Source organism: Streptosporangium fragile (genome assembly GCF_039534445.1).
GTDB classification, from domain to species: domain Bacteria; phylum Actinomycetota; class Actinomycetes; order Streptosporangiales; family Streptosporangiaceae; genus Streptosporangium; species Streptosporangium fragile.
On the sequence record NZ_BAAAVI010000069.1, the window covers coordinates 1 to 25,448 of the forward strand.

Here is a 25,448-nt window from a genome sequence, read left to right on the forward strand (position 1 = left end):
TCCGGATTTCCATCATCCGGTATTCAAGGTGTCCACACCTCGGGGGCAGGGCCCATCAGCCTGCACGACGTCGCCTACCCGGGCTTCTCCTCCGCCCAGCAGCACGCCTACCAGCGCGCCACGGTCCTGACGGATCTGCTGAAGGCCGCGGACTGCCTGGACCGGTACCGGCTGCCGCTGCCCCGCTGGTGGCCCGATGTCTCCCGGCTGCGGATCCCGGTCCCGGCCTGGCTGCACCGGGTGGCCTTCGACCTGATGCTGCACAGCGAGCAAGCCCACCTCGACGGTGCCTCACACCACGACGCCCTCACCCGCGCCAGCCAGACCATCCTGAGGTAGGAGCTCGTCTTGGACCATGACGTCCCACCCCCGGCTGTGGATCCCGCCTGGGAGGACGCCCACACCGACTACGGCCCGGACCCTCGCCCGTGCCCGTCCCCCCGAGGGCTGGCCGTCAGCGACGCCGAATGGCGATCCTTCCTGGAAAACGACACTCCCAACGGGTGGCTGCTGCGCTCCAGCACCCTTTTGGAGACCCTGACCAGCGGCCGGCCGATCCACCTGATGCACACCACCACCTACCTGGAGTCCATCCGCGCCAGCAGGCAGCTCTACCAGGCCGCCGGATGCCTGGTCGGAGCGCTGTACTGCACGCCCCTCACCCGCGAGCCCGCTGGACTGCGACCGCACAACCTCGGTACCTGGCTGCTGGACAACAAGCCGGGCACCCACACGATCGTGTTCGAGGTCGACCCCGGCCGTCCGATGCCCGCCGAAGGGATCGACTACCTGCGGCTGGGCGGTGTTCACCTGCGCACCTACCTGGACCACCAGGCGTTCCTCACCGCCGCCGAAGACGACCAGATCCGCCGGGCGGCCGTTCAACGGATACGGCAGGCCAGCGAGTACCTCGACCTGCTGCTCGCCGCCGCGTGCGGCACCACCCCGCCGACCGGCCACCTCCTCGACCGGCTCGCCGCCGCCGTGAACGCGGTGCCGTTCCTCGGCTACCTGTACTTCGAGGCGGCCGCGGAGTACCTGATGCTCCACTCGACCAGCCGGGAGACTGCAGCGTGCGCCCAGGCCGGGGAGCTGAACAACCGCCCGTACAAGCGGCTGGCGTTCACCGCGGTGGACACGATGGGGCACCTGTTCGACCTGGCACTGTTCCATCCCGGCCGTGACCGGCTCCAGGAGCTGATCGGCCAGATCGAGCCCGACCTGGTCCCGGGTGCAGTCGGCTACATCAGTCGCCGCGTGGCGCACCTGTTCGCCTGCGCGGCACTGGAACCCGGCGCGGACGCCACCACCGTCACCTTCCGCGAGGCCACCTTCGGCACCCTCGCCCGCACCGCGCCGGGACTGCTCGGGCAGATGCTCTTTCGGCTGCTGCGCACCAACCCCCGCTACCCCCAGCTGTTCCCGATCATCGAGCAGGCCAAGGCGACCGCCGCGTCCGCCTACTGGAACGCACGCGGGATCCCCACCCCGTTCAACGGCGTGATCCCCAAGGGGGAGATCGGCCTCAACCTCGCCTGGCCCGCCGACGCTCGCGCCTGGGTCACCGACACCTGCCAGCGGGGCCTGCTGCACCCCGTCGAAGAACTGGAGCTGACCTTCGTGCCGCGCCTGGCGGACCTGCGCGAGACCGCGCTGGGCCGCGCCCGCTTCGCCCTCACCACCGGCGCGCGAGCTGACGCGTTCCCCCTCCCTCCCGCGGCGGACGCCGCCGCAGTGACCAACCACTGAGAAAGGAAACCCCCGTCTGATGCGTGTTGCGCTACTCGGCGGCGCCGGTTACATCGGCGCCGTCGCCACCCGCTTCCTGTCCGCGCTGGGCCACCACGTCACGGTGGTCGACGGCCTGATCTACCAGCGTGACGACCAGCGGCTGCTGTCCACCGCCACCAGCTTCATCCACGCTGATCTGCGCGACGCCGACGCGCTGCGCCAGGCACTCACCGGAGCTGATGCGGTCGTGCACATGGGCGGCCTGGTGGGCGAGCCCGCCTGCAGCCTCGACGAGCGCCTGGCCGTCGAGCTGAACTTTGCCTCCCCCGTCCTGGCCGCCGTCGCGGCCCGCGACCTCGGGGTCCCGCACTACGTGCTGTTCTCCTCGTGCAGCGTCTACGGCCAGCGGGAGGGCACCGTCGACGAGGACACCACCCCCCGCCCGCTGGGCGTTTACGCCCGCACCAAGGTGCTGGCCGAGCAGTACGTCACCGACCTGCTGTCCGGCTGCGCCGATGTGACGGTGCTCCGCCTGGCGACCGTGCACGGCCCCTCCCCGCGCCAGCGTCTGGACTCGGTCGTCAACCGCATGACCGCCCAGGCGGTGGCGACCGGCCGTATCCCGCTCAACGGCGGCTCCCAGCGCCGCCCTCTGGTGCACGTCGGTGACGTGGCCGAGGTTCTGGCCGCCGTGCTCGGCCACCCCGATGGGCACCGCGTCCTCAACGTGGGCGCCGACCGGGAGAACTACACCATCGCCCAAATCGCCGAGACTGTCGTCCGCGCCGTGTCGGGAGCGCTCATCGACCGCGGCCCGGAACGCGACGAAGCCGACGCCCGCGACTACCGCACCTCCTTCAGCCGCCTGGCCATGCTGTTTCCCGGGAGCTGCTCGACTCCGCTGATCGACGGTGTCCGCCAGATCGCAGGGGTGATCACCGACCGGCGCATCACCGACCCCGACCTGCCGGAGTACGACAACCTCCGGGGCCTGCGGGCCTGCCACAGCGCCGGATTCCTGAAGGCGATCCGCTCGGCCGAGTGCGAGCGCCTGCACGACGCCTACGCCCGCGCCTACGAAGGGGCACTGCGATGACCACACAGATCCAAAACCTGCAGCGGATGCCGTGGAACCAGCCGTCGCTCGGGGAGGAGGAGATCGCCGAAGTCGTGGACACGCTGCGTTCGGGCTGGCTGACCCACGGCCCCAAGGCCACTCGTTTCGAGAGCGCGGTCCGCGACGAGCTCGGCGTGCAGGACGCCTTCGCCGTGTCCTCCTGCACCGCGGCCCTGCACCTGGCGCTGCTGGCCGCCGGGATCGGCGCCGGGGATGAGGTGATCACTCCGAGCCTGACGTTCTGCGCCGCTGCCAACGTGCTGCGGCAGGTGGGCGTGCGACCGGTCTTCGTCGACGTGGAACCGGCCACCTACAACCTGTGCCCCGAGCAGACCGCGGCCGCGATCACCGCCGCGACCAAGGCCATCGTGGTCATGCACTACGGAGGCCACCCGTGCGACCTAATCGCCTTCCGTGACCTGGCCGACCGCTACGGGCTGGTCCTGATCGAGGACGCCGCTCACGCGCTGCTGGCCCGCCGCGACGGCCTGCGCGCCGGATCAGTCGGTGACCTGGCCACCTTCAGCTTCTACGCCAACAAGGTGATCACCACCGGGGAAGGCGGCATGCTGGTCGGACGCCCCAGCCTGATCGAGCGGGCCCGGCTGCTGGGACGGCACGGCATCGACGCCCCGGTATGGCAGCGCCGCCGCAGCGCCGACTACGAGGTGACCGTACCGGGCCTGAAGTACGTGATGTCGGATCTGGCCGCCGCTGTCGGGCTGCGGCAGTGGAGCAAGCTGGCGGCCTTCACCGCGCGCCGCGCGGAGATCGCCGCCGCCTACACCCGCGCTCTATCCGGCCTGCCTGGTCTCGCTACGCCGCGCGTCCTGCCCGGCGTCGAGCACGGCTGGTTCCTCTACTCGGTCTTCATCGACCCCGAGCACGCGCCGCTGACACGCGACCAGGTGGCCGACCGCCTGCACACCGAACACCTGATCGCGACGAGCCAGCACTTCCGCCCGGTGCACACCTTGCAGGTCTACGCCGGCAGCGCCGACCGGCCGCTGCCGGTCACCGAGACCGCCGCCGTCCGGCAGCTGTCACTGCCCTGCTACCCGGCGATGACCGACCAGCAGGCCGAGCGGGTCATCACCGCCGTCCACGAGTTGTGGGGCCGGAGAAACTGACGGCCACCAGGGGGCCGGACGGAGCCGAACGTCAGCGCCCGATCCGGCCCCCGCGCCCAGCCGTCCCCGATTAAGGTGAACCGTCCGCAGCGTGACGACCAGATGAGCAGCACGCGGCCTCTGCGTATCCGCCGCCTCGCCCATGACTCGTCACCACCAGACAGCAGAGGAAGACCGGTGAACAGCATCTCGCGCCCAACGGTCGGCGCCGTGGTCTTGACCATGAACGACCGCCCCGCCGAGTTCCCCGCCGCCATGGCCTCCCTGCTGTCGCAGGAAGGCGTCGAGCTGGACGTGGTGGTGGTCGGCAACGGCTGCGCACCAGAGCACGTGCCCGACGACGTGCGGACCATCGCCCTACCGGCGAACGTCGGCATCCCCGAAGGACGCAACATCGGCGCCGCCAACGTCAAAGGCGACCTGCTCTTCTTCTTCGACAACGACGCCGTGCTCCCCACCCCTGACGTGCTGGCCCGGCTCGCGGCGGAGTTCGCCCGCGATGCGCGCCGCGCCTTCGTCCAGCCCCGCATCGCCGACCCGGAAACCGGCATCACCCTGCGGCGCTGGGTGCCCCGCCTGCGCACCTCTCGCCCCGACCGTGGCGGCACCGTGACCGTCATGGCCGAAGGCGTCGTCATGATCCGCCGCGACGCGTTCGAGGCCGCCGGCGAATGGCCAGGCCACTTCTTCCTCTTCCACGAGGGAATCGACCTGGCCTGGCGGCTGTGGGACCGCGGCTACGTCGGCCACTACGCGCCTGACGTCGTCGTCCACCACCCGGTGACCGACCCGGCCCGCCACGCTGTCTTCTACCGGCTCAACGCCCGCAACAGGGTGTGGCTGGCGCTGCGCAACCTGCCCGCCCCGCTGATCCCCCTCAACCTCGCCACCTGGATCCTGGTGACCCTGTGGCGCTTTCGCGACGCTGCCGCACTGCGCGCTTCCCTGGTCGGCCTCGCCGAGGGGCTCCGCGGCGGCCACGGAGGCCGAGCGCCCATGCGCTGGTCGACGGTGGCTCGGCTCACCTTCGCCGGACGGCCTCCCACCTGCTAGCGACCGGCGGCCGTCACCTTACGTAGCCGTCCTCCATCGATATCGTCGCCCCGCCGCCGACCACGCGCAGGCCCGCGGCGATACGCCGGGCCGGCACCGCAGGCACCAGCGTCGGGACCTGTTCCGGTGATGCGAAGACCCACCCGGCCAGTTCCTCTTCCTGCAGCCGGATCGCGGCGATCTCCTCCTCGTCCAGGACACCGCCGTCGTACATGAAGATCATCCCGTCGTGCGGCCAACCAGGCCGCGGCGGCACCCAGTCCACCACCAGCAGCCGACCCACCGGCCGGTCCAAGGCGAGTTCCTCAGCGACCTCCCGGCGGGCCGCGGCCTGCGGGGACTCGCCCTGATCAATGGAGCCGCCGGGCATCTCGAACTCGGGCTTGTAGACCGGATCGACCAGCAGCACCTCACCGGCCGCATTGCGCAGCAGGACGCTCGCGCCCATCCACTTGCGGGGCAGGGACGCCGCGTACGGGTCGATGAGGACGGCCGGAGACTCATCCATCGCCATGACAGTGAACGTAGCCGGGGGCACGACCGGCAGTCTGCGAAACGCGTACTCCGATCAAGAACGGAACCCCCATCGCCGAACGTCTCGTCGAGCATGAGCCGGTCGCGGAGATGGCGCACCGCTACGGCGAGATGTCCACTGCCTCGGTGGGCCGGGGCTGAGACATCCGATGGGCGGGGCGTGTCAAGTCGGTCCGGAGTGACCGCCGACGCGAACGGCGGGGTGCGGGCACGATGAGGTGCGCGTCGGTGGTTGCTCCGGCGCGGGGGTCTGAGGGCTGCGAAGCCGGCTGATACACCACTTCGCTGGACATGACCCTCGGCCGTCTACGCGGCATCGGCCTTTCGGGTCGTCATGGACCGCATGGCGCCACACCCTGAGATCACGGACCACCCCGCGGCGTGCCCCGAAGTTCCCGGAAGCGTTCCACGAGCTTCCGAAATCTCCACCCCCACCTGGGAAAACAGGGCCGAGGACATTCCGCGTATGTTCCGCGAGCACTGGCATGCGGCTGCGTACGGCTGCCTGCGGCTGCATGGGAGGGGCAGGCGGCCAACATGCAAAAGACCAGGTCAGCCGGTGGATGACCTGGTCTCGGTTGCGCGCCCTGCAGGATTCGAACCTGCGACCGTCGGATTAGAAGTCCGGTGCTCTATCCAGCTGAGCTAAGGGCGCTCCCGCCTAATTGTGCATGATCCAGGGAGTGCTCATGCATCGGTTTTGCGGCTGTGTCGCAGGGATCACTCTAAGGGGTGGCGGCCGGGGAGGTGGAGGAGGTCCCGGTGGTGTGGTGTACGGGGCGTGTCAGCCAGGAGTGTGCCGGTCGGGGCGGCCGGGGTGTGGCGGTGTCCGCGCCTCCGCCGCTGCGCTCCCGGGTCTCCGCCTCCGCTTCTGTCTCCGTGTGTGTTCCCGGCTTCGTGCTCCTGCCTCCGTGTTCCCGGCTCTGTGTCTTCGGCTTCTCCGGTGGCTCCGGTGAGCCTGCTCCGGAGCCGTGGATGCCACCGATCTTACGGATGTCCCTTTTGGTCATACTGGTGCTGACTGATCTGCCGGAATCGTCCTCGTGGGATGACGGATCGGTCTAGGCTCGCATGCCATGTTCGTCGGCACGCTCGAAGAGGAGATCCCGCTTCTGGGCGGTGACGTCACCGACGGGGTGGTACGGGTCGGTGACACCGTCCGCAGGCCCACCAGGGCTTCCAGTCGTTCGGTGCACGCGCTGCTGCGTCACCTGGAGCGGTCCGGGTTCGACGGCGCGCCCCGGGCGCTGGGGGTGGACGAGCAGGGCCGGGAGATCCTGAGCTACGTGGTGGGTGAGTCGGCGGCCAGGCCGCTGCCCGCGTACGCGCTCACCGACGAGTCCCTGGCCGCCCTGGCGAGGCTGCTGCGCAGGTTCCACGACACCGCCGCGAGTTTCACACCGCCGCCGGGGGCCGTCTGGGAGGCCGGGTCCAACGACGACGCGGCCCCGCAGCTGATCGGGCACTGTGACGTCAACCTCGACAACGTGGTCTTCCGTGACGGGCTCCCGGCCGCGCTGATCGACTTCGACATGGCCCGGCCGACGACCCGGTTGTTCGACGTGGTGACGACCCTGCGCCACTGGGCACCGATCGCCGACCCCGTCGATCTGGAGCCGCTCCAGCGCCGTCTCGCGGTCGGCCCGCGGCTGCGGCTGTTCTGCGACGCGTACGGTCTCACCGCGCGCGACCGCCGCCGCCTGCTGGATCTCGCGCGGCTTCGTTTCGACCGCTCTTACCACGCCATGCGCGCCAAGGCCGCGGCCAAGGGCGGTGGGTGGGCCCGGATGTGGGCGGGGGGCGCGGGCATGCGCATCCGCCGTGCCTGCGCCTGGCTGGAGGCTCACCAGGACGAGCTTCACGAGCATCTCGTCTGACCGATTCGGCTCCGTGTGGTCCGGGTGCGGCCGGGGTGGGAGAATTCCCGGTCGCGGTCGGGACGAAGGGCGCCGCGACCATGGCCGGGATGAGGGGACGTGATCGTGGCAGGGGTAGGACGTGTGACGGCTCCGGCGGGCAGCCGCGGGACGCGGCGGTGGGGCCGGGGAGGGGCTGGGGGCCCGGGGTGGTTGAGGGGCCCGGGAGGGGCTGAGGGCTCGGGGTGGTTGAGGGGCCCGGGGTGGTTGAGGGGCCCGGGGTGGGCCGAGGGGCTGGGGATGCTCGCCGGGGTCGCGATCGACGCCGTGCTCGCCGACCCCAGGCGCGGGCACCCGGTCGCGCTGTTCGGCACCGCCGCCGCGGCGGTGGAGCGGCGGGTGTACGGCGATGACCGGGCCGGAGGCGTGCTGCACGTCGCGCTGTGCGTCGTCCCGGTGGCGCTGCTCGGCCACGTCGCGACCCGGCCGCGCAACCCGCTGGTGCGCGGCGTGCTGAGCGCCGTGGCGACCTGGTCGGTCATCGGCGGTACGACGCTGGGCCGCGAAGGGGTGGCGATGGCGGAGTCCCTGGAGGCCGGTGACCTCGCCGGGGCTCGGAGGCGGCTGCCGCACCTGTGCGGGCGCGATCCGTCCAGGCTGGAGGCGCCCGAGCTGGCCAGGGCCACGGTCGAGTCGATCGCGGAGAACACCTCCGACGCGGTGGTGGCGCCGCTGTTCTGGGGTGCGGTGGCCGGGGTGCCCGGCCTGCTCGCGTACCGGGCGGTCAACACGCTGGACGCGATGGTCGGCCACCGCAACGCGCGCTACGAGCGCTTCGGCTGGGCCGCGGCCCGGCTGGACGACGCGGCGAACCTCGTGCCCGCCCGGATCACCGGCCTGCTCGCCGCGCTCGGCGCGCCGCTGGTCGGCGGTTCGGTGCGGCGGGCGGTCGCGGTGCTGCTCCGGGACGGCCACCGCCACCCCAGTCCCAACGCGGGCCGCTGCGAGGCGGCCTTCGCGGGGGCGCTGGACCTCACGCTGGGCGGCACCAACGTCTACGGTTCCCGTGTGGAGCACCGGCCGGAGATGGGTGACGGGCCCAAGCCCTCGGTCGAGGACATCCGCCGTTCGGTACGGCTGGCCCGCGCGGTCGGTCTGGCCGCCGCAGGTCTGGCCGTGCTGGCCGCTTTCCGCCGCCGTGGATAGGCGGTCATCCTTCGCCGCCACCGTCCTTCGCCGCCTTGGGGTAGGCGGCCGTCCCTCGCCGCCGTAGGTGGGCGCTCGCCCTTCGCCGCCTCAGGTGGCGGGTCGGCGAATCCACGCGGGTAGCGAATCCACGGGGGTCGGCGAATCTACGCGGGTGGCGGATCTACACAGGGCGGCGAATCCACGCGGGTGACGAATCCACGCGGGGCGGCGAATCCGGCGGGTTCGGGAGGGGCCGGCGGGGTCGGGGAGGAGGGGGCCGGTGGCCGGTATGGCCGCCGGACCGGCATCCTGGTCATCATGATGGTCGATTCCCCCGCAGAAGTGCCTTCTGGTGATTTTCCTCATGACGTTGCCCGATCCCGACGGGTCGGGACGGGCGAGGTGGCGGCGTGAGAGGGGCGCTGCTGGTCGCCGGGACCACCTCCGACGCGGGGAAGAGCGTCGTCACCGCGGGGATCTGCCGCTGGCTGGCCCGGCAGGGGGTCAAGGTCGCGCCCTACAAGGCGCAGAACATGTCGCTCAACTCCTTCGTCACCGCCGACGGCGCCGAGATCGGCCGGGCGCAGGCGATGCAGGCCGCCGCGTGCGGGCTGGAGCCCACCGCGGACATGAACCCGATCCTGCTCAAGCCGGGCAGCGACCGGCGCAGCCAGGTCGTGGTGATGGGCAGGCCGCTGGCCGACGTGGACGCGATGGAGTACTGGGACGTCAAGGACCGGCTCCGGCAGGTCGCGGTGGAGGCGCTGGAGCGGCTGCGGGACTCGTACGACGTGGTGGTCTGCGAGGGCGCGGGCAGTCCGGCGGAGATCAACCTGCGCCGGGGTGACATCGCGAACATGGGTCTGGCCCGTGCCGCGAGTCTGCCGGTCGTCGTGGTCGGCGACATCGACAGGGGCGGGGTCTTCGCCTCGTTGTACGGGACGGTGGCCCTGTTGGAGCCCGCGGACCAGGCGCTGATCGCCGGATTTGTGATCAACAAGTTCCGGGGGGCGCGCGAGCTGCTCGAACCCGGGCTCGACATGATCAGGGAGCTGACCGGCCGCGAGGTGTACGGGGTGCTGCCCTGGCTGGACGGCCTCTGGCTGGACGTCGAGGACTCCCTGGCTCTGGACAACCGGCCCGCGACGGGGGCGCGCACCCCGTACGGCAGGCAGACCCTGCGGGTGGCGGTGGTGCGGCTGCCGCGGATCTCCAACTTCACCGACGTCGACGCGCTCGCCTCCGAGCCGGGCGTGGCGGTGCGCTTCGTCACCTCCCCGGCGGAGCTCGACGACGCCGACCTGGTGGTGCTCCCCGGCTCCCGGGCCACGGTCTCCGACCTGGCCTGGCTGCGCGCCACCGGCCTGGCCGCGGCCCTGCCCGGTCGCGCCGTGCTGGGCATCTGCGGCGGTTACCAGATGCTCGCCGGGACCATTCGCGACGACGTCGAGTCGGGGGCGGGCCTGGTGGAAGGGCTGGGGTTGCTGCCCGCGACGGTGGAGTTCGCGCCGGAGAAGACGCTCGGCCGCCCGGTCGGCGCCGCGTACGGCTGCCGCGTCGCGGCGTACGAGATCCACCACGGGGTGGTGACGGCCGAGGGCGGCGAGCCCTTCCTGGACGGCTGCCGGGTCGGCTCCGTCTGGGGCACCACCTGGCACGGCGCCCTGGAGAACGACGACTTCCGCCGGGCGTTCCTCGCGGACGTGGCCGCGGTCTCCGGCCGCGACTTCACCCCGGCACCGGGTGTGTCGTTCGCCGCGCTGCGGGAGGAGAGGCTGGACGCGCTGGGTGACCTGATCGAGCGGCACGTCGACACGGACGCCCTGCTGCGGCTGTTGGAGGGCGGCGCCCCACCGGACCTGCCGTTGCTGCCGCCCGGCGGCGCGCTGCGCGGCGCCCCGGACTTCTCGCAGAATGGAGAGAGCAGGGGAGGTGGGCGATGATCCGAATCGTGATGTTCCTCTTCGTCGTCGCAGTGATCGCCGTGGTGTTCTTCGGCGCCGCTCTGGTGCTCCGCTCCGCCGGGGTGCTCGGGCCCGTTCCCGAGGATCCGCGCGAGATCCTCAAGCGCCGCTACGCGGCCGGCGAGATCGACGAGGACGAATACCTTCGCCGTATGTCAGGTCTTTCCCAGGATTGGTGACCGTCCGCTCCCGGGAGCGGTCTCCGGCGGGGTCAAGCCCGACGGGTCTTCGGGCGGGTGGGCCCGGCCGGGAACGCTCTCCGGGGACGGGCGCGAGACAGGCGGGGTGCTTTCGGGGGTGGGACGGGCGGCGGCGTTCTCCGGAGGGCGGCGTTCGGCGGCGTGCTCCGGGGACAGGCGTTCTCCGGTGGACGGGCGCGCTCCGGGGACGGGCATGAGACGGGCGGGGGTGCTCCCGGGGAAGGTTCAGGCCGCGGGGGTGGGGGCCGGGCGGTTCTCCGTGATCCAGGCGTCGATCCTCTCCCAGTGGTCGAAGAGCCAGCGGATCTGGCTCTCGCGGTCGCGCGGCACGTCGGCGGCCCGCACCCGCCACCACTTGGCCCTGATCTCGGCGCGCAGCGGCAGCCTGCGCCAGATGTCGCCGAGGGTGACCAGGTCGTCGAGGCCGGTGTGGGCGACGAAGATCACGTCTGCCTCGGGGCAGGCGTCGATGGCGGCGATGGCCCCGTTGGGGCGGGGCGGCAGCAGGTACTCCATTCCGCGGGCTCGGGCGGCCTCCTCGGCCAGGCCCTTGAGCTCCAGCCGGAGGATGGCCCGTAGGCGGCGCCTCGGGGTGAAGTTGCCGCCCTCCGGGAAGATCACCAGGGCGTCGTCGGCGTCCATGCCGGAGGCCAGGCGACGGATCTCGGCGAGGACGCCGCTCTCGGCGGTCCCGCGGGGGACGAAGGCGTTGGGGAGGCGGTTGACCACCACGTCCAGCGACGGGTCGAACTGCAGGGCCGCCTTCATCACGATCCTCGGGCGCCGGTCGTACCTGGCCAGGAGGTGGTGGACGAGCAGGAACGAGTCACCGGGGCCCGCGTGGCGGGACAGGACGACGACCGGGCGGGTCAGCCGGCGGGACAGCTCGTCGGGGGTCGGCGGCGGCTCGTCGATCCGGACGCTCAGTTGGAAGATGCGCACGGCCGCGCCGTACACCCTCGACAGGAACCACCGGATCAGCGCGTAGTGCCGCTCCTGGTGCTCGTCGCGGTGGAGCCGCCCGCCGAACCCGCAGGCCACCCAGAGCCCCAGGCAGGCGGCGAGCGCCATCGACTCCAGGGTCAGCCACGCCACCGCGAACCAGACCAGCCGGGTGCCGCGCCGCTGCGGGGGCGGCAGGCGCAGCGAGGCCGCGGCCACCACCAGCAGCCAGACCGGCAGGGTGACCACGGCGACCACGGTGAGCACGATGACGAGGGGCGCGAGGACCAGTCGGCGGATGATACGGGGAGGCAGCACGAGCGGCTCCTGCCTGTGCCTGTGTGCGGTGTGCCTCAGGTGGGCGAGTGCTCGGCCAGGTAGCGGGACGAGGCCCGATAGGCACGTTCGATATTTCCAGATATATGCGATAAATCCCGATAGCGCAGCTGGGAGAGGTCCACCCCCGGGCGGGGCTCGGTCCCGGCCGGCATGACATGGACTTCGATGCCCGAGGGCAGTGCCGCCATCTCCTCGGCGAAGCGGTGCCGCCGGGCGATCTCGAAGGCGATCAGGCCGACCTCCCACGGCCGCCGCGGGACTGTGAGAGGGCGCTCGATCCGGCCCACGTGCAGGACGTACACCCTGCGGGCGCCGAGCGCGACGGCCCGGCCGACCGGGATGCTGTGCACCAGTCCGCCGTCGAGGAAGTGGCTGTCGCCGACGCGGATCGGCGGGAGCAGCCCGGGGACGGCGCAGGAGGCGAGGACCGCGTCGACCAGGGAGCCCCGGGTGAACCAGTGCGCGGCGGCGCGTTCGACGGAGGCGGCCACGCACTGGAACGGCACCGCCAGATCCTCGATGCGGGAGACCGGGAGCGTCCGGGCCAGCAGAGCGCGCAGCGGGACGGGGGAGTGCAGGTGCGTGCCGGTCCTGGCGAGAGTGGACAGCTTGGTGACCCATGAGCCCGCGAAGGCCGTGCGGACCACGTCGGAGCGCCACAGCGTGGTCAGCCGGGTGACCGCGTCGTCCGGGAAGGCCGCCAGCATCGCCCCGTTCAGCGCGCCCACGGACGTGCCGACGATCACGTCCGGCTTGATGCCCGCCTCGTCGAGCGCCCGGAGCATGCCCACCTCGTGGGCACCGAGCACGCCCCCGCCGCCCAGCACGAAGGCTGTCTCCATGCTCATGGCATCACGATAGACGCCGCCCCGCCCTGCGACGCTCCGCCCCGGGCGGGCCGTCAAGTCTCGAAATTATTTGATCTTTGCGGCAGATTGCATGACATCACCGTCACCGCCGTGGAGGCCCCCATGACCCGCAAAGCCGGAGAGCACGCGATCGTCCTGGGCGCGGGGGTGAGCGGTCTGCTCGCCGCGCGCGTGCTGACGGACTTCTACGAGCGCGTCTCCCTCGTCGAGCGCGACCCGCTGGGTGGCGGCGAGCCCCGCAGGGGCGTCCCGCAGGGGTTCCACGCGCACGCCCTGCTCCCGCGCGGCCTGCAGGTGATGGAGGAGCTGTTCCCCGGCGTCACCGCCGAGATGGTCGCCGCGGGCGCGGTGCCGTACGAGATGATCGTCCAGCTTCGGATGATCATGGGCGGGTACGAGTTCGCCAAGATGCCGACCGGGGAGTCGGGGGTGTCCGCGACCCGGCCGTTCCTGGAAAGCCACCTGCTGCGCAGGGTGCGGCGGCTGGACAACGTGGAACTGCTGGATCGCTCCCAGGTCACCGGTGTCATGACGGGCGACGGCCGGGTCGTCGGCGCGACCGTCGCCGGGGACGGCGGCGAACGCGAACTGCCCGCCGACCTCGTCGTCGACGCGATGGGCCGGGGCGGGCGGGCGCTCGCCTGGCTGGAGGCGATGGGCTTCGACCGGCCCGAGGAGGAGACGGTCAAGGTCGGGGTCGCCTACGCGACCTGGTATCTCCGGTTGCCCGAACGGGCTCTGGGCGAGGACCGGATGATCCTCGTGGGCTCCTACCCCGGGCAGCCCAAGGGCGCGGCGCTCTGCGCCGTGGAGGGTGACCGCTGGCTGGTGACGCTGGGCGGCAGCGCCGGGATGCGCCCGCCCACCGACCCGGAGGGGTTCTACGCCTGGCTCGACGAGGCCGCCCCCGCCGACGTGGCCGCCGCCGTGCGCGCGGCCGAGCCGCTCGGCGAGATCGGCGCGGCGAGAATCCCGACGAGCGTGCGCCGCAGGTATGAGCGGCTGGCCCGGTTCCCGGAAGGGCTGCTCGTCACCGGTGACGCGATCTGCAACTTCAACCCGATCTACGGTCAGGGCATGGCGGTGGGCGCCCTGGAGGCCCTCACGATGCGCGACAGCCTGCGCGGGGGCGTCGATGACCTGGCCCGTCGCTACTTCGCCGCCGTCGCCAGGGTCCTCGACCCGGCCTGGCAGCTGTCCACGGGCGCCGACCTGGCCCTGCGGGAGGCCAAGGAGGCCCGGCCGCTGCGGGTCCGCGCGCTCAACGCCTACGTCCGCCGGCTCCAGCGGGTCGCCGCCCGCGATCCGCGCGTCGCGGTCGCCTTCAGCCGGGTCAGCGGTCTGCTCGACCCGCCCTCGGCCCTGATGCGTCCCGGCGTGGTGTGGCGGGCCGTACGCGGCTGAACCCCGCCGGTCCCGCGGCACGGTGGAGCCCGCGGCCGTGGGGCCGGGGAACGATGGAGCCCGCGGCCGTGAGACCGGGGAACGGCGGTGTTCCGGAAGCGCGCAACGAAGCGGCGGCCGGGTACGGCGGCGTTCCGGAAGCGCGCAACGAAGCGGCGGCCAGATGTCGGACTCCGGTCATGGTCCCGGCCCGGGGAAGCGGGCACGATCGGACGCATGACAGCGGTAGTGCAGACCGAGGGGCTCACCAAGTTCTACGGTGAGCGCCGGGGCCTTGAGGATCTCGACCTGGAGATCCGCCCCGGAGAGGTGTTCGGGTACCTCGGCCCGAACGGCGCGGGAAAGACGACCACGATTCGACTGCTGCTGGACATCATCCGGCCCACCCGGGGGCGGATGACCGTCCTGGGCGGGAACCCCCGGGACCCGGGCCTGCGGAGCCGGATCGGTTACCTGCCCGGGGAACTGGCCCTGGAGGGACGCGAGCGGGCCCGCGACTACCTCGACTTCCTCGGTGCCGTACGTGGCGGCGTGCCCAGGGGACGGGTCGAGACGCTGGCCGAGCGGCTGGACGCCGACCTGTCGGCGCGGATGGGCAAGCTCTCCAAGGGCAACAAGCAGAAGGTCGGGCTCATCCAGGCTTTCATGCACGAGCCGGAGTTCCTGATCCTCGACGAGCCGACCAGCGGCCTGGACCCGCTGGTGCAGCAGGAGTTCCTGGCGATGGTCCGGGAGGTCCGCGCCTCCGGCCGGACCGTGCTGATGTCCTCCCACGTGCTGGCCGAGGTCGAGGACGTCTCCGACCGGGTCGGCATCGTCCGGGGCGGCAGACTGGTCGCGGTGGAGGACGTCGCCGCGCTGCGGGAGAAAGCGGTGCGGCGGGTGGAGTTCCACTTCGACGCGCCTGTGCCCCGCGGGGCGTTCGAGAACCTGCCCGGGGTGCGGGACCTGCGGGTGGAGGGGGCCGCGGTGCGCTGCGTCATCGACGGCCGCCCGGACGCGCTGGTCAAGGCGGCGGCGAGGTTCACCGTCGTTCACATGGTCAGCGCCGAGCCCGACCTGGAAGAGATCTTCCTGACCTACTACAGCGAAGAGGAAGAGGAGGCGCGTCATGCCCGCGCTGGTGTCGAAGAGCCTGCGTGACTACCGCCGGGCGCTGATCGGCTGGACCGTCGGCATCTGCGCGTTCTTCGCGCTGTACCTGTCGTTCTATCCCACCGTCGCGAGCAACCCCGAGCTCTACGGGAACGTGGCGCTGACCAAGTTCCCCGGGGCGATGCGGGATCTGATAGGCGGGTTCGAGGGTGGTTTCACCAGCGGGGTCGGATACCTGCAGTCGCTGGTCTACCAGCTGTTCGGGCCGCTGCTGTTCATCACGTGCGCCGCGGTGCTCGGCAACCGGGCGATCGCCCAGCCCGAGGAGTCGGGCACGCTGGAGCTGGTCGTCACCCTGCCGATCGACCGCAGGCGGCTGGTCCTGGAGCGCTTCGCCGCCCTGGCCCTGGGCCTGCTCGCGGTGGCCGCGATCAGCCTCGTGCTCGTGCTCGGCATGGTCGCCGCCGTCGACATGGACGTGCCCGCGGACCGGATCCTGGCCGGCCACACCGGCGTCTTCCTGCTCGCGCTCCTCTTCGGCACGCTCACTCTCACGGTGGGGGCGGCCGCCGGCCGCCGGGGGATCGCCATGGCGGTGGTCGGGACGGTCGCGGTGGCGGGCTACGTGGTCGAGACCATGGGCAAGAACGTGGACGCGGTGTCGTGGCTGCGCTGGATCTCGCCGTTCCACTACTACCTCGACGGCCGGCCGATCTACCAGGGCTTCCCCATGGTGGACTATCTCGTGCTGGCCGGGGCGACCGTCGTACTGCTCCTGACCGCGATGCCGGCCTTCGATCGGCGTGACGTGGGAGTTTGATGGACGAGCTGCTGGGCGATCACCTCCGGGCGTTGCGGGAGGCGGTCGCCACCGGCAGGCTGCCCGGCCGGGCCGAGCTCGACGGCTGCCGCGCGGCCGGCGCGCGGGCCGCGGAGCGGGGGCTGCCCGTCCGCGCCCTGGTCGACGCGGCCCTGGCCGGGGCCGAGTTCGCGGGTCCGGTTCCCCTGCCGGCCCTGCGCCGCACGGTCTCGGCGCTCATGGAAGGGTACGAGAACGCCCAGCGGTCGGCCCTGCGCCGGGAGGAGGCCGCCCGCAGGGCGTTCGTCGACGACCTGCTTCAGGGACGCGCCGACCGGATCGCCGAGCGGGCCGAGCAGTTCGGGCTCCGCCTCGCCGATACCTACGTGGTCGCCGTGGCCCGCCCGGCTCCGCCGGCGGAGGCCGCCAGGCGGATCGAGGAGGCGCTGGTCGGCCGGTTCGGCTCGCACAACGTGCTGGCGGCGGTCCGCGACGGGGCGCTGGTGTGCGTCGTGCCGGGCAGCCTCACCGTCGCCGTCGGCGAGTTCACCCACCACGTGCGGCAGGTGTTCGCGCCCGGCTGGCGGATCGGGGTCGGCCGGGCCCACCGGGGCCCCGGCGGGGTGGTCACCTCCTACCGGGAGGGCGCCAACGCCATCGAGCTCGGCGACCGGCTGGGCCTGCGCGCCCCCGTGCTCAAGGCCGCCGACCTGCTGGTCTTCCCGGTGCTCCTGCGCGACCGGGCGGCCATCGAGGACCTGGTGACGACCGTGCTCAGCCCGCTGCTCGACGTGCGGGGCGGCCCGGAGCCCCTGCTCGCCACGCTGGAGGCCGTCTTCGCCTCCCAGGGCAACCAGACCGCCGCCGCGCGCAGGCTCGGCATCAGCACCCGGGCGGTGACCTACCGCATGGAGCGGATCCGCCGCCTCACCGGGTTCTCCCCGGACGACCCCACCCAGCGCTTCACCTTGGAGACCGCGGTGCTCGGCGCCCGTCTCCTCGACTGGCCCGCCCGCCCGCTGCCCTGACGTACGCGCCCCGGGAGGCCCTCGCCTGCCCTGACGTCCGCGCCCCGGGAGGTCAGGGGATCAGCAGCACCTTGCCGGTGGTGCGGCGGGCTTCGAGGTCCTCGTGGGCGCGGGCCGCCTCGGCCAGCGGGTAACGGTGGGAGATGTGCACCTTGAGCCGGCCGGAGGCCACCCAGCCGAAGATGTCGGAGGCCCGCCAGGCGAGCTCGTCGCGGGTGGCGATGTAGGCGCCCAGGGAGGGACGGGTCAGGAAGAGGGAGCCGCGCTGGGCGAGGACCTGCGGATCGAGAGGCGGGACCGGGCCGCTGGCCTGGCCGTACAGGGCCATCATGCCGCGCGGGCGCAGCGACGCCAGGCTCCCGTCGAAGGTGGCCGCGCCCACCCCGTCGTAGACGACGTGCACGCCGGAGCCGGTCAGGTCGCGGACGGCGTCGGCGAAGCCCCGGTAGCGGAGCACCTCGTCGGCGCCGGCCTGGCGGGCCAGGGTCTCCTTCTCGTCGGTGGAGACCGTCCCGATCACCCGGGCGCCGCGCAGCTTGGCGATCTGGGTGAGCAGCAGGCCCATCCCCCCGGCGGCGGCGTGGACCAGCACGTCGTCGCCCGGCTTGATCTCGTACGTCGAATGGGTCAGGTAGTGCGCGGTCAGGCCCTGCAGCGTGACGGCCGCCGCGGTCTCGGGGGCGACCCCCTCGGGCACGCGGAGCAGCCGGGAGGCGGGCACCACGGCCCGCTCCGCGTAGCCGCCCGGTACCTGCGCCCAGGCCACCGTGTCGCCGACGGCGACGTCCTGGACGTCCTCGCCGACCGCCGCGACGGTGCCCGCGCCCTCCTCGCCCGGGACGAAGGGCAGCGAGAGCGGGTAGCGGCCCATCCGATGGTAGACGTCGATGAAGTTCACACCGGCGGCGGCGACGTCGACGAGGACCTCGCCCGGGTTCACCTCGGGGTCCGGGTGGTCGGTGTAGGTGAGGACCTCCGGGCCGCCGGTGGCGGAGACGACTATGGCGCGCATCGTGGTTGGCTCCTTGGCTCGGTTGATGCGTCGATCATCCCCGCTCCCGGGCGCGCCACGCGTCCCCGCCCCCCGAGTCAGGACGGGTTCGGGGCGGCGGCTCCGTGCAGGGTGAAGTTGTCGAACGAGGTCTTGAGCACGGCTTTGCCGTTCTCGCCGACCCGGGCGATCACACCGACCTGGCCGTTGGGCAGCGGGGTGGTGTCGAGGTACGACTGGACCTCCTCGCCGTCGACCCACATGGTGAGCCGTACGCCGTCCTCGGCCGGGGTGCACTCGGCCTGGAGCCTGGTGGTCGTCCCGGTCTCGGCCAGGTCGACCTTGACGGGCTTGGTGAGCTCGCCGCCGGCGTCCTTCACGGTCTTGCGGATGCGGGCGTTCCCGGAGGTGTCCAGCAGGAACTCGTACCGGGTGGCCTTGTAACCGTCCTCGCCCCGGCAGAACAGTCCGTACTCGCCCTGGCCGGTGCTGCCGGAGCGGACGGCGATGTCGGCGCCGACCAGGAGCCGGGCCGGGGTGACCGGCGTGGGGCTGGCACTCGGGTCGGGAGTGGCCGGAGGCGCCGGGACGAAGGGGATGGGCGCGTCCCCCCGCTGGACGGGGTAGTCGCCGTTGACGTCGACGGCGTAGTAGCCCTCGGAGGCGTAGCCGTACCGGCTGCCGGTGCCGGTCGGGTCGTAGCTGCCGCCGCTCCAGCCGGTCCCGCTCTGGGTGAAGTCGTCCTGGTAGATCAGGGGGAGGCTCTCGGGCGGGCCGCTGGGGGAGAGCGCGAGGTACAGGCCGAGGCCGCCGCCTACCGTGACCAGGGCCGCCACCGCCGCCCCGATCACCAGTTTCCGCTGCCCGGCCGTTGCCCCGGTCGCGTTCCTCCGCCGCCTGGCCGCCCTCCGTCCCGGGCCGTCCTGCGGTACGCCGGGGATCGTGGGGCCGGAGCCGGTGTGCGGCGGCGCGTCCGGGTGGCCCGGTGCCGCGTGGTACGGGGCCGCGAGGGTCTGTCCCGCGGTCGTGTGCGGCGGGCCTGCGAGGGTCTGGCCGGCGGCCCCGTGCGGGTGCGCCGCCGTGGTGTGGTCGGCGGTCCCGTGCGGGTGCGCCGCCGTGGTGTGGCCGGCGGCCCCGTGCGGCGGGCCCGTGACGGTGTGCCCCTCGGGCGGGTACGGGGTCTGCGGTGCGTACGGGGCCGCCGGACTCCGGTGGGCCGCTGTGTACGGGGCCGGGCTCTGATGGGGAGCGGCCGGGCCCTGGTGCGCCGTGTGGGAGCCCGTCGGGCCGGAGCCCGGCCAGGGGGTGGGCTCGCCCGGCGCCGGCGTGCCCTGCTGCCAGGTGGCCTGGACCGAGTGCGCCGCCTGCTCGGGCGCGGCGGAGCGGCCCACCAGGTGGTCCAGGAGCTGCTGGGAGGTGGGCCGGTTGCGGGGGTCCTTGTCCAGGGCGTAGGCGACCAGTTCGCGCAGTGCGGGCTCCAGGCCATCCAGGGGAGGGTCGGTGTTGAGCACCTGGTACACCACCGCGGGCAGCGCCTCCCCGCCGAACGGCGCCCGCCCGCTGGCGGCGAAGGCCACCAGGCAGCCCCACGAGAACACGTCGCAGGCGGGCGAGACCGGCTCGCCGCGCAGCACCTCCGGGGCCATGTAGCGGGGCGTGCCGATGAGCTCGCCGGTCCCGGTGATCCCGCTGAGGGAGTCCAGCGCGCGGGCGATGCCGAAGTCGATCACCCGGGGGCCGACGGGGGAGAGCAGCACGTTGGACGGCTTGAGGTCGCGGTGCACGACTCCGGCGCCGTGGATCGCGGTCAGTGCGGTGGCCACCCCCACCGCCAGCGCGTCGAGGCTGGAGCCGCGCAGCGGCCCGCCCGACCGCACGGCCTCCTCCAGGTTCGGGCCGGCCACGTACTCGGTGACGACGTAGAGCTGGTCACCGTCCAGCGCCGCCTCGACGACCGCGGCCGTGCAGAACCTGCGGACCCGCTGCGCCGCGTCGGCCTCCCTGCGGAAGCGCATCCGGAACTGCTCGTGCTGGCTGTACTCCGGGTTGATCACCTTGATGGCGACCCGCTGACCGTCGGGGGACTCGCCGAGGTAGACGGTGCCCATCCCCCCGCGGCCCAGCTGGCTGAGCACGCGGTATCGCCCGATATGCAGGGATTCACCAGGACTGAGGTTGTTCACCTATGTACCTAACCGCATATTCCATCACATGAGTGGCTCAGCCTATCGAGGTCTCGCCTCGCGCGAAGCGGCGTAGCAGCGGCAGATCCACCTTCTCCAGCCCGTTCACGGTCAGCACTCCCAGGGGCGCGGGGGCGTCGCCGGAGACCGACACCACCCGGCACCCGGCCGCGTGGGCCGCCGCGAGCCCGGTCGGGCTGTCCTCGACGGCCACGCACCCGGCGGGGTCCACGCCCAGGCGGCGGGCCGCCGTGAGGTACGGATCGGGCAGCGGTTTGCCGCGCGGGGTGTCCTCGGCGGCGACCACCAGGGCGAACCGCTCCGCGCCCACCGTGTGGAGCACCATGTCCACGATCCGCCGGGGGGAGGCGCTGACCAGCGCGATGGGCACGCCGTGCGCCGCCAGGTCGTCCAGGAGCCGGATCGCGCCGGGCAGCGGCGTCACCCCGCCCGCGATCCGCCCGGCGAAGGCCTCGGTGAGCCGCGTCCCGATCCGTTCGGCGGCGGCCGGGGCGTCCCCGCCCGCGGAGGGCTCGGGCGGGCGCGGGACGGCGGGCAGCCGCCTGGCGAGGAAGGCGGCCACGTACTCGACCGGGCGGCCCAGCACGTGGCCGGTGTCGGCCGGGGTGAGCCCCGGGCCCAGCTCCGCGGCGACCGCCGCGCAGGCGTCCCACCACAGCCCCTCGGTGTCCACAAGCGTGCCGTCCATGTCGAACAGCACGGCGCGCAGCTCAGCCGGCACTCGCGGGATCCTCCGGTGCCGGCCCCGCGGATCCGGCGGGCGCGGCGGGCGCGGCGGGCGCGGTCCGTGCGGCGACGAGGACGGGCCGCTCCACGAGGCTCACGGTCACCCGGGTGCCGGGAGCCAGCCGTGCCGCGTCGTGGCCCGGCACGTCGCTGAGGACCTCCAGCTCACCCAGCCGGACCCGGAGCCGCGCGGAGGCGCCGCGGAACGACGACGCCACGATCGTCGCCGTTCCCCCGGCGTCGGGCGTGACCAGCACCGCCTCCGGCCGGACCAGCACGTCGACGTCGGGTGAGCCCGGCAGCGGCCCGTCGACCGGGAGGGCCCGGTCGAGGACGGTGACCCGGTCGCCGCCGAGGCGGCCCGGGAGGTGGTTCATCGTGCCGACGAACTCGGCCACGAACGGGGTGGCGGGCCGGTCGTAGATCTCGGCCGGCGACCCGCACTGCTCCAGCCGGCCGCCACGCAGCACCGCCACCCGGTCGGCGACCGACAGCGCCTCCTCCTGATCGTGGGTGACGAAGACGGTGGTGATGCCCAGGGCGAGCTGGAGCCGCCGGATCTCCTCCCGGAGCGTCACGCGCACCTTGGCGTCCAGCGCAGAGAGGGGTTCGTCCAGCAGCAGCACGCGCGGCTCCGGGGCGAGCGCCCTGGCCAGGGCGACGCGCTGCTGCTGACCGCCGGAGAGCTCGTGCGGGTAGCGCTCGGCGTGGTCGGGGAGGCCGACGAGTTCCAGCAACTCGGCAGCCCGCGCGTGGCGCCTGGCGGTGGGCACCTTGCGGACCCGGAGTCCGAACGCCACGTTGTCCCTGGCGTTGAGGTTGGGGAACAGGCTGTACGACTGGAAGACCATGCCCGCGTCCCGCCGGTTGGCGGGCACCCGGGTGACGTCCTCGCCGCCGACGAACACCGCCCCGGCGTCGGGCCGCTCGAACCCGGCCACGCAGCGCAGCGCCGTGGTCTTCCCGCAGCCCGACGGCCCGAGCAGGGCCATCAGCTCGCCCTGCTCGACGGTGAGGTCCAGGCCGTCCAGGGCGACCGTGCGGCCGAACACGCGGCGCAGCCCCCGGAACTCGACGGTCATGAGCGCTTCCTTCCCGCACCCGAGAGGGTGAGCAGCAGCGACCAGATGAGGAGCAGACTGAGGATCGACAGGGCCACCGAGAGCTGCCCGTCGTTGCCGGAGACGGTGACGATCCAGACGGGGAACGTCTGGTAGCCGAGCAGGGCGGCGACCGTGTACTCGCCCATGACCAGCGCGAGGGTGAGGAACGAGGCGCCGGCCAGGGCCGAGCGGATGTTCGGCATGATCACCCGGAACAGCACGTGCGGCCACGAGGCGCCCAGGTTGCGGGCCGCCTCCACCAGCGTCCGCACGTCGATCGCGCGCAGTCCGGCGTCCAGCGACCGGTGGGCGAACGGCAGCGTCAGCACCACGTACGCCAGCACGAGCACGACCGGGAACCTCTCGTCCTGGATCGCGATCAGCGTCGCCCAGAGCGGGGTGGCGGCCAGCGCGTCGACGCCGCCGCGCAGGGCCGTGCTGATGCCGACCACGTACGTGATCGGCGGCACGACCAGCGGGAGCGTGGCGATCACCTCCAGCACCGGGCGGAGCCGCGGGGCGCCGAGCTGCACGGCCAGCATCGCCGGAAGGGTCAGCAGGAGCACCGCCGCGATCGTGGCGGCGGCCAGCCCGAGCGAGAGCAGCAGGCTCGGCACGAAGCCCGGCGCGGACAGGATCCGCCCGTAGGCGGCGAGCGAGAAGCCCTGCTCCTCGTTGTGGACGGTGAACCAGAACGACACCGCCATCGGGACGACGAAGTAGAGCGCCGCGACGCCCAGCACGACCCGGCGCCAGACCCGTCCGCCCCGGGGGCGGACGGCGGCCGGGCCGGGGGCGACCTCGGGCACGGCGGCTACCGCAGCCATCGGGAGCTCCTTTTCTGCAGCGGCAGGTACACCGCCATCACCAGCAGGGCGACGACGATCATGTCGAGGCTGAGCGCGAGCGCGATGTTCTCGTACCCGATGAGGACGTCGCCGGTGAGCGCGTCGGCGATCTGCAGGGTGACCAGCGGGACCGTGCTGCCGACCATCGCCGCGGCGGTGGCGTAGGCGGCGAACGCGCCGCCGAACAGCAGGACGACTCCGCCGAGCAGGGCCGGAGCCAGCACCGGGACGCCGACGTGCCGCCAGAACTGCCAGGTGGTCGCGCCGCTGTTCTGCGCCGCCTCCCGCCACTGCGGGCGCAGGCCGTCCAACGCCGGGGTCACGACCAGGACCATCAACGGCACCGAGAAGTACAGGTAGACCAGTGCCAGGCCCCAGAAGTTGTACAGCGCCCCGGAGCCCAGCCCCAGCATGGCGGTGACCACGCCGGAGTTGCCGAGCGTGGCGATCCAGACGAACGCCAGCGGCACCCCGCCGAAGTTGGCCAGCACGCCGGAGAAGGTCAGCACGGTCTCACGCAGCGCCCGGAACCGGGAGGTGATCACCGCCTGGGCGAGGAAGGTTCCGGCGACCGCGCCGGCCACCGCGACCACGGCCGAGAGCTGCACGCTGCTGACGATCGCGCCGAGGTAGGGGCCCTGGAGACTCCGGGCCACGTTGGCCGTGCCGAACGCGGACACCCGGGTCACCGGATCCTTGACGGTGAACGCGCCGGCCAGCAGCGTGATCACCGGGATCCCGAAGGTCACGGCCACGACGGCGAGCAGCGGGACGGCAGCCGGCCAGGCCCGCGACCGGCCACGGCCGCCGCCCGGGGCGGCGGCCGTGATCTGGACGGGAGCGGTCATCAGCCGGCGACCGCGGCGCCCCAGCCGGTGGCCAGGATCTCCTTGGCCTTGTTGACCTGGGCCTCGGTCGGGAAGGCCGGCTCGCCCTCGACCGGGGGCAGATTGGCCTCGGCGGCCTTGTCGACCGTGCCGTCGGCCTGCATGGCGGGCAGCAGCACCGGGCGGGCGAAGCCGCCGAGGTAGAGGTTCTGGCCCTCGGCGCTGTAGAGGAACTCCTGCCACAGGCGGGCGGCGGCCGGGTGCGGGGCGTCCTTGTTGATCGCCTGGGCGTAGAGCTGGAAGTACTTGCCGTCGGTGGGGACGACGGTCTTCCAGTCGATGCCCTTGGCGGCCATCCTGGGGGCGTAGGCGGCGTTGTTATAGTCCCAGTCGATGCTGATCTGGGTCTCGCCCTTCTCGATGGTGGCCGGGGTGGTCTCCACCGGGTTGAAGTTGCCGCTCTCCTTGAGCTTCTTGAAGAAGTCGAGGCCGGGCTGGATGTCGTCGAAGGAGCCTCCGTTGGCCAGGGCAGCCGCATAGACGCCGGCGAACGCCGAGCCGGACTTGGTCGGGTTGCCGTTCAGCGCGACCTTGCCCTTGTACTCGGGCTTGAGCAGGTCGGCGAAGGTCTCCGGGCACTTGGAGATCTTCTTGGCGTCGCAGCCGATGGAGACGTAGCCGCCGTAGTCGTTGGTCCAGAGCCCGGTCGGCTCCTTCTGGTTGGCGGGGATCCTGTCCCACGTCTGGACCTTGTAGGGGGCGAACAGGCCCTCGGCGGCACCGCTGATCGCGAAGGACTGGCCGAGGTCGAGAACGTCGGGGGCACGGTCCTGGCCCTTGCGGGTCTTCACCGCGTTGATCTCGTCGGCGCTGGACGCGTCGGGGGTCTCGCTCTCGATCTCGATGCCGTACTTGGCCGTGAACGTCTCGATGATCTTCCCGTAGTTGGCCCAGTCGGGCGGGAGGGCGATGACGTGGAGTTTGCCCTCCTTCTTCGCGGCCTCGACGAGCTTGTCCAGCCCGCCGAAGTCGGCCGCGGAGGTGGCGGTCCTGGCGTCCATGCCGGCCGGGGACCCGCCCGAGGCGGTCCCGGACGGTGCGGCGGTGGTCGGGGCGGCTCCACACGCCGCCGTCCCCACCAGGAGAAGCGCGGCCAGACCTGCGAAGCGGACTCGGGATGCGATCACGGTTTCTCCCAAGGGGATTTCGCGCAACGTTCCGCGAACGTCAACGAACTTGTACAAACAAGCTAGAGGTCATAGGTCGGGAATCGGTTGCTGTTCGGTGAACGCCACAAGTACGGCTGTGAAATGGGAAAACCGGCGCTTCATGGGTGGGGGGCGCGTGTTTAGGGTGGAGTCGGAGTCGGCCGCCCGGTGTGCGCAACGGAGAGCTCGTATCTCCCGCCGGGCCGGGTGGGGGAGGACGAGTGTGCGGGGCAAGTCGAGGTCGCGCGGTCATCGGGCGGTTGACCGGGCCCCCGGCCGGGTGCCGGGGCGG

The 25,448-nt window shown here is 72.5% G+C and carries 23 protein-coding genes and 1 tRNA gene; 13 read left to right on the forward strand and 11 right to left on the reverse strand.

The features are described from left to right. The 5 genes from ABD841_RS32595 to ABD841_RS32615 form a co-directional block, all read left to right on the forward strand. Nucleotides 1-339, forward strand: a 339-nt coding sequence (locus tag ABD841_RS32595) for a hypothetical protein (protein WP_344979813.1), incomplete at its 5' end; no start/stop codon positions are given. Between the two features lie 9 nt (nt 340-348). Next, complete coding sequence (locus ABD841_RS32600; RefSeq protein ID WP_344979815.1) at nt 349-1,749, forward strand: hypothetical protein; 1,401 nt, start codon at nt 349-351, stop codon at nt 1,747-1,749. Nucleotides 1,750-1,768: 19 nt separating this feature from the next. Further along, nucleotides 1,769-2,827 (forward strand): NAD-dependent epimerase/dehydratase family protein, encoded by a 1,059-nt coding sequence (locus ABD841_RS32605; RefSeq protein ID WP_344979817.1) that lies wholly within the window; start codon nt 1,769-1,771, stop codon nt 2,825-2,827. Then, nucleotides 2,824-3,978 carry a DegT/DnrJ/EryC1/StrS family aminotransferase gene (locus ABD841_RS32610; protein ID WP_344979819.1) on the forward strand — a complete coding sequence of 385 codons (1,155 nt, stop codon included), beginning with the start codon at nt 2,824-2,826 and terminating at the stop codon, nt 3,976-3,978. The genes ABD841_RS32605 and ABD841_RS32610 overlap by 4 nt, the downstream gene beginning before the upstream one ends. Nucleotides 3,979-4,155: 177 nt before the next feature. Next, a complete protein-coding gene (locus ABD841_RS32615) occupies nt 4,156-5,031 on the forward strand; it encodes a glycosyltransferase family 2 protein (protein WP_344979821.1) in 876 nt (291 codons plus the stop codon). A 13-nt stretch (nt 5,032-5,044) separates the two neighbouring features. On the opposite strand, the gene ABD841_RS32620 is transcribed toward ABD841_RS32615, so the two are convergent. Continuing rightward, nucleotides 5,045-5,545 (reverse strand): NUDIX domain-containing protein, encoded by a 501-nt coding sequence (locus ABD841_RS32620; RefSeq protein ID WP_344979823.1) that lies wholly within the window; start codon nt 5,543-5,545, stop codon nt 5,045-5,047. A 601-nt stretch (nt 5,546-6,146) separates the two neighbouring features. Then, nucleotides 6,147-6,220, reverse strand: a tRNA-Arg gene (locus ABD841_RS32625). 421 nt (nt 6,221-6,641) lie between these two features. Here ABD841_RS32625 and ABD841_RS32630 point away from each other — a divergent pair. The 4 genes from ABD841_RS32630 (at nt 6,642) to ABD841_RS32645 (ending at nt 10,752) form a co-directional block, all read left to right on the forward strand. Further along, nucleotides 6,642-7,442, forward strand: coding sequence for a phosphotransferase (locus ABD841_RS32630; protein WP_344979825.1), 801 nt, complete (start codon nt 6,642-6,644; stop codon nt 7,440-7,442). 279 nt (nt 7,443-7,721) lie between these two features. Further along, on the forward strand, nt 7,722-8,627 hold the full coding sequence (locus tag ABD841_RS32635) for a cobalamin biosynthesis protein (protein ID WP_344979827.1): 906 nt from the start codon (nt 7,722-7,724) through the stop codon (nt 8,625-8,627). Nucleotides 8,628-9,019: 392 nt separating this feature from the next. Beyond that, nucleotides 9,020-10,552, forward strand: coding sequence for a cobyric acid synthase (locus ABD841_RS32640; RefSeq protein WP_344979829.1), 1,533 nt, complete (start codon nt 9,020-9,022; stop codon nt 10,550-10,552). Continuing rightward, nucleotides 10,549-10,752 carry an SHOCT domain-containing protein gene (locus tag ABD841_RS32645; protein ID WP_344979831.1) on the forward strand — a complete coding sequence of 68 codons (204 nt, stop codon included), beginning with the start codon at nt 10,549-10,551 and terminating at the stop codon, nt 10,750-10,752. The genes ABD841_RS32640 and ABD841_RS32645 overlap by 4 nt, the downstream gene beginning before the upstream one ends. Before the next feature lie 246 nt (nt 10,753-10,998). Here the strand turns inward: ABD841_RS32645 and ABD841_RS32650 are convergent, their stop codons facing one another. Next, nucleotides 10,999-12,033 (reverse strand): 1-acyl-sn-glycerol-3-phosphate acyltransferase, encoded by a 1,035-nt coding sequence (locus ABD841_RS32650; protein ID WP_344979833.1) that lies wholly within the window; start codon nt 12,031-12,033, stop codon nt 10,999-11,001. A gap of 35 nt (nt 12,034-12,068) precedes the next feature. Continuing rightward, on the reverse strand, nt 12,069-12,902 hold the full coding sequence (locus ABD841_RS32655) for a patatin-like phospholipase family protein (RefSeq protein WP_344979835.1): 834 nt from the start codon (nt 12,900-12,902) through the stop codon (nt 12,069-12,071). Nucleotides 12,903-13,025: 123 nt separating this feature from the next. On the opposite strand from ABD841_RS32655, the gene ABD841_RS32660 reads away from it, so the two are divergent. The 4 genes from ABD841_RS32660 (at nt 13,026) to ABD841_RS32675 (ending at nt 17,249) form a co-directional block, all read left to right on the forward strand. Then, on the forward strand, nt 13,026-14,327 hold the full coding sequence (locus ABD841_RS32660) for an FAD-dependent oxidoreductase (RefSeq protein ID WP_344979837.1): 1,302 nt from the start codon (nt 13,026-13,028) through the stop codon (nt 14,325-14,327). 216 nt (nt 14,328-14,543) lie between these two features. After that, nucleotides 14,544-15,470 (forward strand): ABC transporter ATP-binding protein, encoded by a 927-nt coding sequence (locus tag ABD841_RS32665; protein ID WP_344979839.1) that lies wholly within the window; start codon nt 14,544-14,546, stop codon nt 15,468-15,470. After that, entirely contained in the window at nt 15,439-16,242 is an 804-nt protein-coding gene (locus ABD841_RS32670) for an ABC transporter permease subunit (protein ID WP_344979842.1), read from the forward strand. Before ABD841_RS32665 ends, ABD841_RS32670 begins: the two co-directional genes overlap by 32 nt. After that, nucleotides 16,242-17,249: a PucR family transcriptional regulator gene (locus tag ABD841_RS32675; RefSeq protein ID WP_344979844.1), complete on the forward strand. Its 1,008-nt coding sequence runs from the start codon at nt 16,242-16,244 to the stop codon at nt 17,247-17,249. The genes ABD841_RS32670 and ABD841_RS32675 overlap by 1 nt, the downstream gene beginning before the upstream one ends. 52 nt (nt 17,250-17,301) lie before the next feature. On the opposite strand, the gene ABD841_RS32680 is transcribed toward ABD841_RS32675, so the two are convergent. The 7 genes from ABD841_RS32680 to ABD841_RS32710 all read right to left on the reverse strand — a co-directional run bounded on the left by ABD841_RS32680 (nt 17,302) and on the right by ABD841_RS32710 (nt 25,135). After that, nucleotides 17,302-18,261, reverse strand: a complete 960-nt coding sequence (locus tag ABD841_RS32680; protein WP_344979846.1) for a quinone oxidoreductase family protein — start codon at nt 18,259-18,261, stop codon at nt 17,302-17,304. Between the two features lie 77 nt (nt 18,262-18,338). After that, complete coding sequence (locus tag ABD841_RS32685) at nt 18,339-20,375, reverse strand: serine/threonine-protein kinase (protein WP_344979848.1); 2,037 nt, start codon at nt 20,373-20,375, stop codon at nt 18,339-18,341. 85 nt (nt 20,376-20,460) lie between these two features. Beyond that, nucleotides 20,461-21,165 (reverse strand): HAD family hydrolase, encoded by a 705-nt coding sequence (locus ABD841_RS32690; protein WP_344979851.1) that lies wholly within the window; start codon nt 21,163-21,165, stop codon nt 20,461-20,463. Beyond that, nucleotides 21,155-22,252, reverse strand: a complete 1,098-nt coding sequence (locus ABD841_RS32695) for an ABC transporter ATP-binding protein (RefSeq protein WP_344979853.1) — start codon at nt 22,250-22,252, stop codon at nt 21,155-21,157. Before ABD841_RS32695 ends, ABD841_RS32690 begins: the two co-directional genes overlap by 11 nt. Then, complete coding sequence (locus ABD841_RS32700; protein WP_344979855.1) at nt 22,249-23,100, reverse strand: ABC transporter permease; 852 nt, start codon at nt 23,098-23,100, stop codon at nt 22,249-22,251. Before ABD841_RS32700 ends, ABD841_RS32695 begins: the two co-directional genes overlap by 4 nt. Then, nucleotides 23,088-23,969 (reverse strand): ABC transporter permease, encoded by an 882-nt coding sequence (locus ABD841_RS32705; protein ID WP_344979857.1) that lies wholly within the window; start codon nt 23,967-23,969, stop codon nt 23,088-23,090. Before ABD841_RS32705 ends, ABD841_RS32700 begins: the two co-directional genes overlap by 13 nt. Beyond that, nucleotides 23,969-25,135, reverse strand: a complete 1,167-nt coding sequence (locus ABD841_RS32710; RefSeq protein WP_344979859.1) for an ABC transporter substrate-binding protein — start codon at nt 25,133-25,135, stop codon at nt 23,969-23,971. Before ABD841_RS32710 ends, ABD841_RS32705 begins: the two co-directional genes overlap by 1 nt. Nucleotides 25,136-25,448 lie beyond the last annotated feature (313 nt).

Coding starts and splice junctions, on each gene's coding strand:
- ABD841_RS32610 (WP_344979819.1), top strand. CDS start 2,824: ATGACCACACAGATCCAAAACCTGCAGCGGATGCCGTGGAACCAGCCG.
- ABD841_RS32700 (WP_344979855.1), bottom strand. CDS start 23,100: ATGGCTGCGGTAGCCGCCGTGCCCGAGGTCGCCCCCGGCCCGGCCGCC.
- ABD841_RS32605 (WP_344979817.1), top strand. CDS start 1,769: ATGCGTGTTGCGCTACTCGGCGGCGCCGGTTACATCGGCGCCGTCGCC.
- ABD841_RS32665 (WP_344979839.1), top strand. CDS start 14,544: ATGACAGCGGTAGTGCAGACCGAGGGGCTCACCAAGTTCTACGGTGAG.
- ABD841_RS32655 (WP_344979835.1), bottom strand. CDS start 12,902: ATGAGCATGGAGACAGCCTTCGTGCTGGGCGGCGGGGGCGTGCTCGGT.
- ABD841_RS32670 (WP_344979842.1), top strand. CDS start 15,439: ATGCCCGCGCTGGTGTCGAAGAGCCTGCGTGACTACCGCCGGGCGCTG.
- ABD841_RS32645 (WP_344979831.1), top strand. CDS start 10,549: ATGATCCGAATCGTGATGTTCCTCTTCGTCGTCGCAGTGATCGCCGTG.
- ABD841_RS32675 (WP_344979844.1), top strand. CDS start 16,242: ATGGACGAGCTGCTGGGCGATCACCTCCGGGCGTTGCGGGAGGCGGTC.
- ABD841_RS32635 (WP_344979827.1), top strand. CDS start 7,722: ATGCTCGCCGGGGTCGCGATCGACGCCGTGCTCGCCGACCCCAGGCGC.
- ABD841_RS32660 (WP_344979837.1), top strand. CDS start 13,026: ATGACCCGCAAAGCCGGAGAGCACGCGATCGTCCTGGGCGCGGGGGTG.
- ABD841_RS32620 (WP_344979823.1), bottom strand. CDS start 5,545: ATGGCGATGGATGAGTCTCCGGCCGTCCTCATCGACCCGTACGCGGCG.
- ABD841_RS32630 (WP_344979825.1), top strand. CDS start 6,642: ATGTTCGTCGGCACGCTCGAAGAGGAGATCCCGCTTCTGGGCGGTGAC.
- ABD841_RS32705 (WP_344979857.1), bottom strand. CDS start 23,969: ATGACCGCTCCCGTCCAGATCACGGCCGCCGCCCCGGGCGGCGGCCGT.
- ABD841_RS32695 (WP_344979853.1), bottom strand. CDS start 22,252: ATGACCGTCGAGTTCCGGGGGCTGCGCCGCGTGTTCGGCCGCACGGTC.
- ABD841_RS32680 (WP_344979846.1), bottom strand. CDS start 18,261: ATGCGCGCCATAGTCGTCTCCGCCACCGGCGGCCCGGAGGTCCTCACC.